This is a genomic window from Terriglobia bacterium (assembly GCA_020073205.1).
Classification (GTDB): Bacteria; Acidobacteriota; Polarisedimenticolia; order Polarisedimenticolales; family JAIQFR01; genus JAIQFR01.
Genome location: JAIQFR010000101.1, coordinates 1 through 15,207 on the forward strand (window position 1 = coordinate 1; position 15,207 = coordinate 15,207).

Annotated in this window: 7 protein-coding genes; 5 read left to right on the forward strand and 2 right to left on the reverse strand. The window is 67.9% G+C overall.

Annotated elements, in window-relative coordinates; translation table 11 throughout:
- From LAO51_16550 to LAO51_16565, 4 genes are all read left to right on the forward strand, one after another.
- Positions 1-1,563, forward strand: a 1,563-nt coding sequence (locus LAO51_16550) for an LTA synthase family protein (protein MBZ5640352.1), incomplete at its 5' end; no start/stop codon positions are given.
- A gap of 178 nt (positions 1,564-1,741) precedes the next feature.
- A complete protein-coding gene (locus tag LAO51_16555) occupies positions 1,742-3,028 on the forward strand; it encodes a Glu/Leu/Phe/Val dehydrogenase (protein ID MBZ5640353.1) in 1,287 nt (428 codons plus the stop codon).
- A 139-nt stretch (positions 3,029-3,167) separates the two neighbouring features.
- Positions 3,168-4,916 carry a PEP/pyruvate-binding domain-containing protein gene (locus LAO51_16560; protein MBZ5640354.1) on the forward strand — a complete coding sequence of 583 codons (1,749 nt, stop codon included), beginning with the start codon at positions 3,168-3,170 and terminating at the stop codon, positions 4,914-4,916.
- 5 nt (positions 4,917-4,921) lie between these two features.
- Positions 4,922-8,110 carry a nucleotidyltransferase domain-containing protein gene (locus tag LAO51_16565; protein MBZ5640355.1) on the forward strand — a complete coding sequence of 1,063 codons (3,189 nt, stop codon included), beginning with the start codon at positions 4,922-4,924 and terminating at the stop codon, positions 8,108-8,110.
- Positions 8,111-8,117: 7 nt separating this feature from the next.
- On the opposite strand, the gene LAO51_16570 is transcribed toward LAO51_16565, so the two are convergent.
- Both LAO51_16570 and LAO51_16575 read right to left on the reverse strand, forming a co-directional pair.
- Positions 8,118-8,981, reverse strand: a complete 864-nt coding sequence (locus LAO51_16570) for a metallophosphoesterase (GenBank protein ID MBZ5640356.1) — start codon at positions 8,979-8,981, stop codon at positions 8,118-8,120.
- A 7-nt stretch (positions 8,982-8,988) separates the two neighbouring features.
- Entirely contained in the window at positions 8,989-11,895 is a 2,907-nt protein-coding gene (locus LAO51_16575) for a histidine kinase (protein ID MBZ5640357.1), read from the reverse strand.
- 445 nt (positions 11,896-12,340) lie between these two features.
- Here LAO51_16575 and LAO51_16580 point away from each other — a divergent pair.
- Positions 12,341-15,207: hypothetical protein (locus LAO51_16580; protein ID MBZ5640358.1), on the forward strand; the 2,867-nt coding region annotated here is incomplete at its 3' end.

Below are 15,207 nucleotides of genomic sequence, written 5' to 3' on the forward strand. Positions count from 1 at the left end.
GAGGCCGGACCGCCCGCTTCCCGGTCACGGGGCCCGAGGGCGGCGGGGGCGATCGCCGCGGCCGTCGTGCTCCACGCGCTCGCCGCGCGCGGCTCGCTCGGGATCAAGCCGCTCGGTCTCATCGACACGGACATCTCGCCGCACCTGTTCGTGAACCAGATGACCCTGAACGGGCCGTACGCGCTGAAGCAGGCGATCCGGCTCAGGTGGCGCGAGAGCCGGCGGCGGGACCTCGTCTCCGACCTCGGCTACCGCGGCGAGGAGCCCCGCGCTTTCTCCGATTACCTCGGCAGGAAGGTGCCGCTCGACCGGCCCGACGCCTGGCGGGACGCGCTGACCTCGAGGACGCCGCGGAACCCGCGGCTCGAGGCGCACCCGCCCCACGTGGTCCTGGTGGTCATGGAGAGCTTCGGGAGCTTCCTGATCCGGTACCAGTCCTCCTCGTTCGACATCCTCGGCGCGATGGCGGGGCACCTCGACGACGGCATCCTGTTCCCGCACTTCCTGCCCGGCGACAACGGGACCATCGGGAGCCTCTCGTGCCTCGTCGCGAACGTGCCGGCGCGCCCGGGAACGCCGTATTTCGTCGACTCGAGGGACCTCGGCGTCGCGTTCGCGACCGGGGCGGGCCTGCCGTTCCGCGAGGCCGGCTACGACACGACGTTCGTCTACGGAGGGCGCACGAGCTGGCGCTACCTCGACCGCTTCGTGGGGGCGCAGGGGTTCGACCACGTCGAGGGGAGCCGCGAGATCCGCGCGGCGGTCGCACCCGGCGCCCGCGGCATCGAGACCTACTGGGGGGTGTACGACGAGTACCTGTTCAGGTACCTGTCGGCCAAGCTCGCCTCCGCGACCCGCCCCCAGTTCATCGTCGCGCTCACCACGACCAACCACCCGCCCTATGACGTCCCGCCGGACGCGGCCACGGTGGCGCTCGCGGTCCCGGAGGAGATCCGGAAACGAAGGGTGGGGAACCCCGACCTCATGATGGCGAGGTTCCGGAGCTACCGGTACGCGTGCGACCACCTGGGCCACTGGCTCTCCGAGGTCGAGGCGGCGCCCTGGGGGGCCTCGACGATCGTCGCCGTGACCGGGGACCACAACGTCGGCGGGCTCGTCACGTTCTCCGAGCGGGAGCTCCTGGACTGGCGGGGTGTGCCGCTGTTCCTCCACATACCGCCCGGGTACCTGCCCGACCCCCCGATCGACCGGACCGTCTTCGGGTCGCACTCGGACGTGATGCCGACCCTCTACCATCTCGCGCTCTCCGGCCGTCCCTACGTCGCCGTCGGCGCGGACCTCCTCGACGCGTCGCGCCCGCACGTCGCGATGAACGCGTCGGGGCTCGCGTTGTCCGCCGAAGGGGGCGTGCTCTCCGACGCCTCGGGGACCCGCGGGTTCCGGTGGTCGGAAGCCGCGCGGGACCGGCTCGAGCCCGCCCCGATGGACGGGAGGATCGAGGCCATCGAGCGATTCCACCGGGCCGCCGAGGTCGTGGCGGAGTACGTCATCCGTGCCCACGAGACGGCGGGCGCCGGGAAGCCCCACCCACCCCCGCCCTGAGGGCTCCGACGCGGCTCCTCGGCGCGCTCGGCGCCGGCGATCAAAAGGCCATTCGGGCTCCCTTTGGGTTCCTCCGCCTGGAGAGGCGGTTTCGAAGCTGCTAAACTGAGGCAACCGGAAGGCGAGAGCCGCCGCAGTCGTTCATCGAAGCGCTCTCCGAAACAAGAAAGGGACCTTCATGAAGAACAAGGGGTTCAATGCGTTCGAGATGGCCCAGACGCAATTCGACAAGGTCGCGGACCTCCTGAGGCTCGACACGGGCACGCGCGACCTGCTCCGGTACCCCCTTCGCGAGTACCACTTCGCGATCCCGGTCCGCATGGATGACGGCACGATCAAGGTGTTCCGCGGATTCCGGGTTCAGCACAACGACGCGCGCGGACCGGCCAAGGGCGGGATTCGATTCCATCCCCAGGAGACGATCGACACGGTGCGGGCCCTCGCGATGTGGATGACCTGGAAGTGCTCGGTGGTGGACATACCGCTGGGCGGCGGCAAGGGGGGCGTCATCTGCGATCCGCACAACCTGAGCCAGCGGGAGCAGGAACAGATCTGCCGCGGCTGGGTCCGGCAAGTCGCCCGCGACGTCGGGCCGTTCCGGGACGTTCCTGCGCCCGACGTCATGACGTCCGGCCAGCACATGCTCTGGATGCTCGACGAGTTCGAGACGATCCACGGTGGGAAGTACCCCGGGTTCATCACCGGGAAGCCCGTGGGGCTCGGGGGCTCCCTCGGCCGCACGGAAGCCACGGGGTACGGCGTCGTGTTCGCCGTCCGCGAGGCGCTCAAGGAGCTGGGAGTCCATCCGAAGGACACCATCGCGAGCGTCCAGGGGTTCGGCAACGTGGCGCAGTACGCCATCCAGCTCTACCACCAGATGGGCGGGAAGGTGATCTGCGTGTCGTGCTGGGACCAAGGTGATCAGAAGTCCTACTCGTTCCGGAAGAGGGACGGGGTCGATCTCGACACACTCCTCGGGATCACCGACCGGTTCGGCGGGATCGACAAGGCGAAGGCGCGGGCCCTCGGATACGAGGTGCTCCCGGGCGAAGCCTGGCTCGACCAGGAAGTCGACATCCTCATGCCGAACGCCATCGAGAACCAGATCACCGGGGAGAACGTCAACTCGATCCACAAGCGGGTGAAGCTGATCGCCGAGGGGGCGAACGGTCCCACTACCCCTGAGGCCGACGCGGTGATCAAGGAACGCGGGATCTTCATGATTCCCGATTTCCTCGCCAACGCCGGCGGCGTGACCTGCAGCTACTTCGAGCAGGTGCAGTGCAACATGAACTACTTCTGGGAGAAGGATGAGGTCCTCGGGAAGCTCGACGTCAAGATGACCTCGGCCTACGTGGTCGTCAGCGAGCTGGCCCGGAAGCAGAGGATGTACATGCGCGACGCGGCCTACGTCACCTCCGTGAGCCGCGTGGCGCAGGCCTGCCGCGAGCGCGGCTGGGTCTGACCCGGAGCGGGTGCGGGACCCGCGACGGCACCCATTCCCCGCGTGCCGTCGCGGGATCCGGCGCCATCGCGCCCGACGCGCAACGGCACCGGGCGCTGGGTTATCATCCGGGCCTCAGCACCCTCCCGGAGCGATGCCCATGGACGTCCCGAGGATCCCCGACATCCCACGGTTCGACAGGAAGTTCTTCGACGGGAAGGAGCGGTTCACCCGGATCGGGTCCGGCAAGGTCGGGGGAAAAGGCGCCGGGCTTCTCCGGATCCACGAGCTCCTCCTGTCCCGCCTGGAGCCGGACGCGTTCCCCTCGTTCTCGGTCGGCATCCCGACCCTCACGGTCGTCGCAACGGACATGTTCGAAGCGTTCATGGAACGCAACCGGCTCCACGAGGTGGCGTACTCGGACCTGCCCGACGATCGGATCGCGAGCGCTTTCCGGAAGGCGGAGCTTCCCACGGAGCTGCTCGGGGACCTGCGCGGCCTGATCGAGAAGGTGCACCAGCCTCTGGCGGTCAGGTCGTCGAGCCTTCTCGAGGACGCCCTGTACCGGCCGTTCGCGGGGATCTACCAGACGAAGATGATCCCCAACAACCAGCTCGACGCGGACTCCCGCTTCCGGAGGCTGACGGAGGCGATCAAGTTCGTGTACGCGTCCACGTTCTCGAAGAGCGCGAAGAACTACGTGAGCATGACCGATCGGGGGATCGAGGACGAGAGGATGGCCGTGCTGATCCAGGAGGTCGTCGGGCGGCGGCACGGGGACCGGTTCTACCCCGACTTCTCGGGAGTCGTCAGGTCGTACAGCTTCTACCGCTCGGGCCACGCAAGGCCGGAGGACGGCGTGGTCAACCTGGCGCTGGGGCTCGGGAAGTCGATCGTGGACGGAGGCCTGGCCTGGAGCTACTGCCCGGCGTACCCGAAGGCTCCCGCCCCGTTCGCGTCGGCCGGGGACCTGCTGGACCAGACCCAGGCCGAGTTCTGGGCGGTGAACATGGGGAAGCCCCCCGCCCACGACCCGATGAACGAGACCGAGTATCTCGGGCGGGCGGGTCTCGCCGACGCCGAATCCGACGGGACGCTCTGGCGGGTCGCCTCCACCTACGACCCCGCGTCCGACCGCCTGAGGCCCGGTCTCGAAGGGCCGGGTCCGCGAGTCCTGGACTTCTCCCCGATCCTGGTCCACGAGCGCGTTCCCCTGAACTCCCTGATCCGGCGCCTGATGAAGGACTGCGAGGAGGCGCTGGGGGAGAAGGTCGAGATCGAGTTCGCGGTCACCTTCGAAGAGGAGACGGGCGCTCCGGCCCGCTTCGGCTTTCTCCAGGTGCGCCCCCTCGTGGTCTCCCGCGAGTTCGTGGAGGTCTCCGAGGCGGAGCTGACCGCGGACGGCGTCCTCCTCGCCTCGGAAAACGTCATGGGGAACGGCGTGGTCGAAGGGGTTCGCGACCTCGTCTACGTGAGGCCCGGCCGATTCGAGCCCACTCTGACGCGGGTCGTGGCAGGGGAGATCGCCGCGATCAACAGTCGCCTCCTCGAGGAGCGGCATCCCTTCCTGTTGGTCGGCTTCGGACGTTGGGGCAGCTCGGATCCTTCGCTCGGCATCCCGGTGGATTGGGGGCAGATCTGCGGGGCGCGCGCCATCGTCGAGGCCACGCTCCCGAACATGAACGTGGACCTGAGCCAGGGATCGCACTTCTTCCACAACATCTCGAGCTTCGAGGTGAGCTACTTCTGCGTTCGCCACGACCGGGACGACCGGATCGACTGGGAATGGCTGGAGCGGCAACCGCCGGTGTCCGATACCGGGCGCGTCCGCCACCTGCGGCTGTCCGAGCCGCTCGCGATCCGGGTGGACGGGCGAACCGGCCGCGGCGTGATCCGCACCCGAGGTTGAACTCCATGGACCTGACGCACGACCCGATCGACAAGATCCTCGAGGCCCTCCAGGAGCGCGCGAAGGAGCTGAACTGCCTCTACCAGGTGGACGAGTTGGTCAGCAAGCTCGACTCGACGCCGGACGAGGTCTTTCGCGGACTCCTGGGGATCATCCCGGCGGGCTGGCAGTATCCGGGAATCTGCAAGGCGCGGATCACGATCGAGGACGTCGTCTACGAGCCTCAGGACTTCCTGGAGACCCCCTGGGTGCAGAGCTCTCCGATCGTCGTTCAGGGCCGGCCGGTCGGGAAGGTGGACGTGTACTACGTCCAGCCGATGCCTCGCTCCGACGAAGGACCGTTCCTGAAGGAGGAGCGGAAGCTGATCGACACGATCGCCGAGCGGATCACGCACTACCTGACCCAGCGCCGGTTGCAGGGGGCGCTTCGGGAATGGGACGTGGCCCAACAGGCCACCGCCGACCGCAAGCAGGACTGGTGGGTGATCATCGAATTCCTCCGTTACACCGACCGGCACCTGCTGATACGGCTCTCGCGGAAGATGCTGAACCACCTCTGCTGGAACGGGATCGAGGAGGCTCAGCGCCTCTTGCAGCGCTTCGCCCCGGACCGCGGGACCCAGGAGGACGTCACCCTAGACGACAACCAGCCGGTCGAGAAGAAGACGCTCCAGGACCTCCTGCGTCTCACCGAGGAGACCTTCCGGATCGCGGCGTCCCACCTCAGCGAGGCGGAGATCGTCTCCAGGATCCAGAAATGGATCAAGGACGACAAGTCGAGCTTCCTCCTCGATGCCCTCGAGAACCCGGGGACCACCGTCCCGGAAATCGCAGAAGCGATCCAGAGGTTCCGGTTCGTGGGGGTTGAGCCGAGGGAGATGACGCGGCCGGTCCAGATGGCGATGAGCGTCTCCCTGGTCCGCCGGTTCTTCTCCGATGAGCTGGATTTCATCAACACCGCGAAAAGCTACGTGGGCGTCGACGACTTCTACGACCTGGCCCAACGGATCATCTGTCCCCCCAACGGACACGGCAAGCTCGGCGGGAAGAGCTCCGGCCTCTTCCTCGCGACCCAGATCGTCCGGAAGTCCACCGAGTACGCGGACCTCCTGTCCGACATCCAGGTCCCCAAGACCTGGTACGTGACCTCGGACGGGCTCCTGAACTTCATCCAGTACAACCACCTCGAGGACGTCTACAACCGCAAGTACCTCGAGCTGGACCAGGTCCGCCGCGAGTACCCGCACATCGTGCAGGTGTTCAAGAATTCCCACTTCTCGCCGGAGGTCGTCAAGGGGCTCTCGATGGCGCTGGACGACTTCGAAGAGCAGCCCCTGATCGTGCGCAGCTCGAGCCTCCTCGAGGACCGGATGGGCGCCGCGTTCTCCGGCAAGTACAAGAGCCTGTTCCTGGCCAACCAGGGGAGCAAGAGGGAGCGGCTCGCCGCGCTCCAGGACGCGATCGCCGAGGTCTACGCCTCGATCTTCGGCCCGGATCCACTGGAATACCGCGCGGAGCGAGGTCTCCTCGACCTGCACGAGGAGATGGGGATCATGATCCAGGAGGTGGTCGGATCGAGGATCGGCAGCTACTTCCTGCCGGCGTTCTCCGGCGTCGCGTTCAGCAACAACGAATTCCGCTGGTCGGCACGGATCAAGCGGGACGACGGGCTGCTGCGGCTCGTGCCCGGACTCGGGACACGGGCGGTGGACCGCATGGTGGACGACTACCCGATCCTGATCGCTCCGGGGCAGCCCGGCCTCAGGGTCAACGTGACCGTGGACGAGGTGGTGCGGTACTCGCCGAAGATGGTGGACGTCATCAACCTCGAGTCCCGCGCGTTCGAGTCGGTCGAGGTCACGAAGCTGCTCCGCGAGCACGGCGCCTCGTACCCGATGGTGGGTGACCTCGTCTCGATCGTCGCGGAGGGGGGGATAAGGCAGCCGCTCCCGTTCCAGATCGATTTCGACCGGGACGACTTGGTCGTCACTTTCGACGGCCTCGCGTCCAGGACGCCGTTCGTGGTACGGATGCGCTCCCTGCTCAGGCTCCTCCAGGAGAAGCTCGGCGTTCCGGTGGACGTGGAGTTCGCTCACAATGGGACGCACCTTTACCTCCTCCAGTGCCGCCCGCAGAGCTACGCGGCCGAGGCGGTGGCGGTGCCGATCCCAGCGGATCTCCCTCGCGACCGGGTGGTCTTCACCGCGAGCCGCTACGTGTCCAACGGGCGCGTCCCGGACATCACGCACGTCGTCTACGTGGATCCGGCGCGGTACAAGGACGTCGCGGACCTGGCCACCCTCCGCGAGATCGGGCGCGCGGTTGGCAAGCTGAACAAGCTGCTCCCGAAGCGGCAGTTCGTCCTGATGGGCCCGGGTCGGTGGGGGAGCCGGGGGGACATCAAGCTCGGCGTGAGCGTGACCTACTCCGAGATCAACAACACCGCGGTGCTGATCGAGATCGCCCGGAAGGAGGGGAACTACGTCCCCGACCTCTCGTTCGGGACCCACTTCTTCCAGGACCTCGTCGAGGCGGGGATCCGATACCTGCCGCTCTACCCCGACGAGCCGGAGAACGTGTTCAACGAGCGGTTCCTGACGGAGACCCGCAACATCCTCCTGGACCTGCTACCGGACGCCGACAGGCTCGCGGAGACGATCCGAGTCATCGACATTCCCCGGGCGACGGACGGCCTCGTGCTTCGGATCCTGATGAACGCCGATCAGGACCGAGCTGTGGGCCTGCTCGCGTCCCCCGCATCCTCCGCCGCCGAGGCCGCGACGGACCGTCGCCGGGAGGCGGAGACCGTCGGCCCCGATACGCACTGGAGGTGGCGGCTCCGGATGGCGGAGAGGATCGCCGCCCAGCTCGACCCGAGGCGGTTCGGGGTGAAGGGGCTCTACGTGTTCGGATCCACCAAGAACGCCACCGCGGGACCCGCGAGCGACATCGACCTCCTGATCCACTTCGCCGGCTCGGCGGAGCAGAAACGGGACCTCGACGCTTGGCTCGAGGGGTGGAGCCTCTGCCTGGACGAGTTGAACTACCTGCGTACGGGCGCCAGATCCGACGGACTTCTGGACTCGCACTTCGTGACGGACGACGACATCGCCCGCCAGACCAGCTTCGCCGCGAAGATCGGCGCCGTTACCGATGCCGCCAGGCCGCTGCGCATCGGCTCTCTTCAGGCGTAGCCGGCGCTCAGAGCAGCTCTCGGGACGCCGAGTCGAGGTCGCCGGGATCGAAGCGGACCAGCGCCAGCTCCGGCCCGTCGTGCGCGGCGGAGAACGCGTGGGTGCGGCCGATACGATCGCGCCACGCCCCGGTGAGCCGCGCCGACTCGTGCACGTGGCCGTGGAGGGTCAAGAGCGGCTGGCGTGACTCGATGAACCGGCGGAGCGCGATGCTACCGACGTGGACGTCGAGGGGCGCGTGGTCCACCATCCTCCCGTCCAGCGCCGCGCGGTCGAGAAGGGTGCGATAGGGGGGCGCGTGCACGAGGAAGACCGCCCGCGACAAGTCGGCGTCTCCCGCGAGCAGATCCAGGTCTTCCCGAATCGTGGCCACACGGGGCTCCCTCTCGCCCACGTCGACCGTGCGCCACCCCTCCTCGGGGCTGATGCAGCCCGGGTCCACGTAGCGGGACACGTCGTACCGCTCCCAATCCTTGAGTTGGAAAGGCGTGGGCGGCACGAATGCGTATCCGTACACCTCGAAGTCCCCCCACCGAATCCGGCGGAGCTGGGCGTACTCGAAGACGCCGCGCCCGGCAGCCTCGAGCACCGCCGGCTCCTCGGCGCGCGGATCGTCGTTGCCGAGGATGAGGAAGACCCTCGGGTAGCTGCCGTGCAGCCGTTCCCGGAGCCTCTCGAAGCCGGCGGCAAGCTCGTCCCTCACGAAGTCGTGGCCGGCGGGGTCGCCGGGCATGGGCGCCGCCATCGGGTGCGGGAGCAGGTCGCCGCCGAGGAAGACCGCCGCGGGGCGCCGCGACTCGATGGCCTCGAACAGCTTTCCGAACCGCTCGCGGCGGCCGTGCAAGTCGGAGACGAAGAAGCACTCGCTCACGACGCGCTCAGCGGCCGGCGGGCTTGAGGATCACCCCCTCGTTCCTCTTGCCGTTCATCTTCACCACCAGAGGCTCGCGGAAGCGGAGGTGCCGGACGAACTCCATCTCCTCGACCGCCGGCTGCGCGGCGAGCCAGTCCCAGTCCACGAACCCCTCGCTGGCGTCGGGATTCACGGTGAAGTACCCGACGCGGCTCGACGTGATGTTCTGGAAGAAGTGGGTCCCCTGAGAGGGCGTCACCTTGAAGTCCCTGAAGCCGGCCTCGACGATCACCCGCGCGGCGGCGATCTGGTCCCAGCTGACCGGGATCCCGAGGAACGGGTCGGCGGAGCCCCAGCGCCCGACGCCGATCAGCAGGTAGGGGAGCCCTGAGGACGCCAGCGACGCGTTCAGGCGCGCGACCTCGCGGGCCACGTCGCGGGACCGGCCGCGGTCGAACCGGTGGTAGTCCACCACCACCACGTCCAGGAGGTCCTCGATCCTTCCGTGGCCGAGGACCGCGGGGCTCGAGCAGAGCACGCTCCGGGGATCCTCGCCTCCGATCGCGAGCTCCGCCATCTCGCGGGAGAGCGCGAGCGGACGCAGCTGCAGGAAGCCGAACTCGTGTGGCTCACGGGGCTCGGCGGCGAGCCGGACCGCGAACTCGATCTCCACCGGGGTGCTGGTTCCGTCCTTCCCGATCCCGAGCAGGGCATCCAGGATCTCGGCCAGCGGGAACAGGTTGTGCTTCAGGATCGGGGCGAAGTTCACGAGACGCACCCCGGGTCGCGAGATCCCGTCGTAGACCGCGTCGTTCTCGGGAGAGTACGTGGAGCCGACCAGCGAGAGCGTCCCGTCCTCCTCCGCCGCCTCGAGCCCGAGCCGCTTGAGCTCGAACGCGGGGCGCGGGGCGTCCTGGACGGCGTCGAGAAGGGTCAGCGCGCAGAACTCGCGCTGGGAGTTCTGGAGCACGTCCCGGACCGACGAGAACTGCACGAGGTGGCGGGGATAGCGGGGACAGAAGCGGATGCAGGCCTCCCCGTCCACGACCGTCTCGCCCAGCCCGAGGGCGACGGCGGCGATCCCGTCCTCGGTGGTCATCGGGGAGGTCGGGTAGAAGTTGTACGAGCGCGCCACCCCCGCGAAGTTCGGGTAGAACCGGTCGCCGTGCACCGCGCCCACCACCTTCTGGAGGATCACCGCCATCTTCTCCTCCTCGAGGCGGTACGGGGTGGTCGAGAGGTAGGTCTTCGCCCGGGTGGAGAAGGTCGAGGCGTAGACCCGCTTGATCGCGTCGACGAGCTGCGCGAGACGCACCGCCGGATCGGGGTGGTCGTTCGGGAGCATGTACGTCTCGTAGATCCCCGCGAACGGCTGGTACTGGGAGTCCTCGAGGAGGCTCGAGGACCTCACCGCCAGCGGGTAGGTCGCGCGGCCCACGAGCGCCTCGAGGTCGCCGAGGTGCGCCGCAGGGAACTCGGCCTCGAGGAAGCGGCGGAGCACCTCCCCGTCGTCCACCGCGTTGAGCGCGAAGTCCCCGAGGCCGTTCGCGTGGAGGAACCTGTCGAACACGTCGGTGGCCAGCACGACGGACGGCGGGACCGAGATCCGAACGCCGGGAAACCGGTCTCGCGCTCCGTGCTCCGTGAGGAGCAGGTTCACGAACGCGAGGCCGCGCGCCTTCCCACCCAGGGAACCGCCGCCGATGCGCGAGAAGCCGGACTCGGGATCGAACGACTCGCGGTCGAAGTCGGCGACGATCCCCTGCTTCAGGTCGTGCCGGTACTCCTGGATGGAACGGATCAGGTCGGCCCTCAGGTCCTCGAGGGTCGCGAAGTCCGAGACCTTGCGGGGGCGGAGGCGGTGGGCGAGGGAGAACTCGGTCCGGGCCTTGAGCCAGTTCGAGAAGTGGTTGCGCTCGCCGTGGTGCCCGAGGCTCTCGGCCGGAACGGTGCGGAGCTTCTCCTCGAGATCCTTGAGGTCGTGGGCCCGGTCCACCTCGGTCCCGTCGGGAAGGCGGAAGACGAAGTCGCCGAAGCTGAAGTTCTCGACGATGAACCGGCGGAGCTGCTGGAGAAACGTGGGGGAGCCCTTGATCAGGAAGCCGGCCCCCGCCTCGCGGGCCAGGAACGCGTTCTCGCGGTGGCTCGATTGGAGCATGATCGGGATATCGGGTTGGACGGCCCGTACCCTGCGGGCCAGGTCGGCACCCGCCTCGCGGTCGAGCTTGCCCCCTTTCGGGAACTCGATGTCCGAGATGATGCCGAGGACGTTCTCCCGGTACGCCTCGAAGCACGCCCAGGCCTCCTCGTAGGTGGAGCAGAGGAGGATCTTCGGCCGTGCCTGGATCCGCATCAGCTTGTGAGAGAGGTTGATCCCCTCCGGCACGAGGCTGTGGGAGTGGGCCATGATCTCCGTATAGATCACCGGCAGGAACGACGAGTAGAAGCGGACGTTGTCCTCCACCAGGAGGACCACCTGGACTCCCATCACCCCCGAGTCGTGCGCGACGTTCGTCCGGTCCTCGACGTACTTGACGATCGCCAGCAGGATCCTCACGTCCCCCTGCCAGAGGAACACGCGGTCGATGTCCGACACGTCGTTCCGCTTCATGAAGTCGCCGAGCTCGCGGCTGTCGTACGCCAGCAGGATCACGGGGACGTCGAGTCCGGCCTCCCGGACCTTCCGGGCGAGGGTCAGCGCGTCCATGTCGCCGAGGTGCATCGAGGTGATGATCAGGTTGTAGCGCGGCTCGGCGCGGGCCAGGGCGACGGCCTCGGCCCCCGACGACACTCGGATGAGCCCCGGGGTGTGCCGCAGGTTCAGCTCGAGGAACTCGTGCAGGATCAGCTCGTTGAGCTGGCCGTCCTCCGCGAGGATGAACGAGTCGTAGAGGCTCGAGACGAGGAGGATGTCCTCCACCCGGCGCCGCATGAGGTGCTGGAATCCCTGCGCCCTGGCCCAGAGGGCCAAGCCCGCCGCACCCGACCTGTCTTCGGCCATCTCATCTCCCGCATGCCGCGACCGCGCGACGGACGACGATTGCCGCGCTCATTCTATCGATCGGCGGAAAGCGCCGCGATCCGATGTCCGCTCGACAAACGGGCCAGGGTCCTTGGCTCAATCGGGCCACCCTGGATTGGGCGTAAAGATCTGGGAGAAAAGGGGTTGTGCGCCTGATTCGGGCGGCGTATAAGGAAGCACTATCGGCACGGGGGGCAGAGAGTGTCGGTCGAATCAGGCAGGCCGCGGTCGGCCTGCGCAATCACGAGAAGGCTGTCTATCGAAATGGGCGTGCCGCGAGCGTCCGCGGGGATTTCCCCGTGCGACGAGCGGCTCGTCTCCGCCGCGGCGGGGACCGGATGGTAAAGGGGGCGCGATGAGAAACGGGCGGATCTTCACGAGTCTTCTGGCGGTGTGCCTGGCTGTCCTGTCGTCGGCGGTCGCGCCGATCGTCATGATGCCGGGTGCCCGCGCCGCGGTGGGCGTCTGCGATCAGGGTAACCTGGTCGACGTGGAGGCGACCGGAGGCGGCGGGGGCGGCTATGCCACCCTCGGCGCGGCGTTCGCCGCCATCAACGCAGGGACCTTCACGGGGACCATCAACGTCGAGATCTGCGGCAACACCGCCGAGGGAACGGCGACCGCGACCCTGAACGCGAGCGGCTCCGGCTCCGCTTCCTACACGTCGATCACGATCAAGCCGGTCGGCGGCGTGGCGCGGACGATCTCGGGAGGCACGACGGCCGGCAGCCCGATGATCGACCTGAACGGCGCGGACAACGTCACGATCGACGGCGTGAACTCGGGCGGCGACGCTCTGACGATCTCGAACACGACGGCGTCGGCGACGACGGGGACCTCGACGATCCGGTTCATCAACGGCGCGACGCTGAACACCGTGACGAACGCGACGGTGCTGGGGTCGTTCTCGGCGGCGGTGGGCACGAACGGCGGCACGATCTACTTCGCCACCGACGCCTCCACGACGAACGGGAACGACAACAACACGATCTCGTACTGCAACCTCGGTCCGGCCGGGTCGAACCTGCCGACCAAGGCGGTCTACATCAACGGAACGACGACGTCGTCGTCCTACTACAACAGCGGGATCGTGATCAACGGCAACAACATCTACGACTACTTCGGCGCGGCGGTCACGAGCGCGGGGGTCTACATCGCCGGCGGATCCACCGACGACAACGTGACGAACAACCGGTTCTACCAGACGGCGACGCGGACCCAGACCACGGGCGCCCAGCACTCGGCGATCTGGATCACCAACTCGTCGGGGAACAACTACCTGGTCAGCGGGAACACCATCGGCTACGCGAGCGGCGCGGGGACCGGGACCTACGGGTTCGTGGCCGTCAGCTCGTCGTCGGTCCTGATCCCGATCTACCTCAGCGTCGGGACGACCACGGCGACCAGCGTCCAGGGGAACACGATCGCCGGCATCGCGATGTCCGGCGCCGGCGCGGGAACCAGCTCGAGCGGCGCGTTCCGCGGGATCTACATCTCGAGCGGCCTGACGACGGTCGGCGACGTGACCGGGAACACGATCGGCAGCCCGTCCGCGACGGGGAGCCTCACGTTCACGTCGAGCTCCTCGAGCGCCGCGGACGTGATGGGCATCTACAACTTCGGCACGAGCGCGTGGACCGTCAAGAACAACACGATCGGCGGGATCACGGCGGGGAACTCGAGCACCGGGGCCGCGAACGTCTACGGCATCAGGGTCAACACGTCGACGAGCGTCACGTTCACCTGCCAGAGCAACACGGTGGGTGGCAGCGTCGCGAACTCGATCCAGACTTCCTCGACGGCGACCGGCACGATCGTGCACGGGATCGACGACGTGAGCCCCGCGGCCACGATCACGGGGAATACGGTGCGCAACCTGACCGCCGCGGGCGGGACCGGGACCGGATCGGGCGCGTCGGTCGTCGGAATTTACGTCTCGGCGTCGAGCACGAACCACACCGTCTCGCAGAACACGATCTACGCGCTCGCCAACTCGAACGCGAGCGCGGCGGTCACGGTGACGGGGATCGTGTACAGCTCGTCGTCGGGGACGAATCTGATCGCGCGGAACCTGATCCACACGCTCACGACCCCCAGCTCGAGCGCCACGGCGACGATCAACGGGATCTACGTCGTCGGCGGGACGGCCACGTACCAGAACAACATGATCGACTTGGGGAACGGTCTCGCGAATGGCATCGTGATCAACGGGATCAACGAGACCACCGCGGGGACGGACAACTTCCATTTCAACAGCGTCTACGTCGGCGGGACGGCGGTCGGCGGGACGGCGAACACGTTCGCCTTCCAGAGCTCGATCACGACGAACACCCGCAACTACCGCGACAACATCTTCGTCAATGCGCGCAGCAACGGGGCGGGCACGGGCAAGCACTACGCGATCCGGGTGGGTGGGACCACCGCGAACCCGACCGGGCTGACGAGCAACAGCAACGTCCTCTACGCCAGCGGCACGGGCGGGACCACCGGCCTGTTCAACGCGATCGACCAGGCGACCCTCGCGGCGTGGCAGACGGCGACGGGTCAGGACGCTGCGAGCTTCGCGAGCGATCCGAAGTTCGCCGACCCCACCGGCATCGTCGCCATCGACCTTCACATCAACCCGGCGCTGACGACCGTGGTCGAGGGGAACGGTGTCGCGATCGGGACCGTGACCGACGACTACGACGGGGACGCGCGGGCGAGCTTCACCCCGACGGACATCGGTGCCGACGCCGGGAACTTCACCGGCATCGACCTCTCCGGGCCGGCGATCTCGTACACGCCCCCGGGGAACACGACCGACACGGCCAGCCGGACGCTGGCGGCGACGGTGACGGACTTCTCGGGCGTGCCGACGACCGGGATCGGCCTGCCGGTGATCTACTTCCGCAAGGGAACCTCCGGAGCGTTCACCGGGACGCAGTGCTCCTACGTGAGCGGGAGCAGCTACAGCTGCCTCATGGACTACGCCCTCGTCGGCGGCGTCGTCGCCGGCGATCGGATCCAGTACTACGTCGCGGCGCAGGACAACGTGGGGAACGTGAGCGTGAACCCCTCGGCGGGGGCGGCCGGTTTCACGGCGAGCCCGCCGGCGGCGAGCACGCCGCCCTCCTCCCCGAGCAGCTACCTGATCGCGGGGGCGTACTCGGGAACGAAGACGGTCTGCGCGTCGGGGTGTGATTTCGACTCGCTGACCAACACGGGCGGCCTGTTCGACAA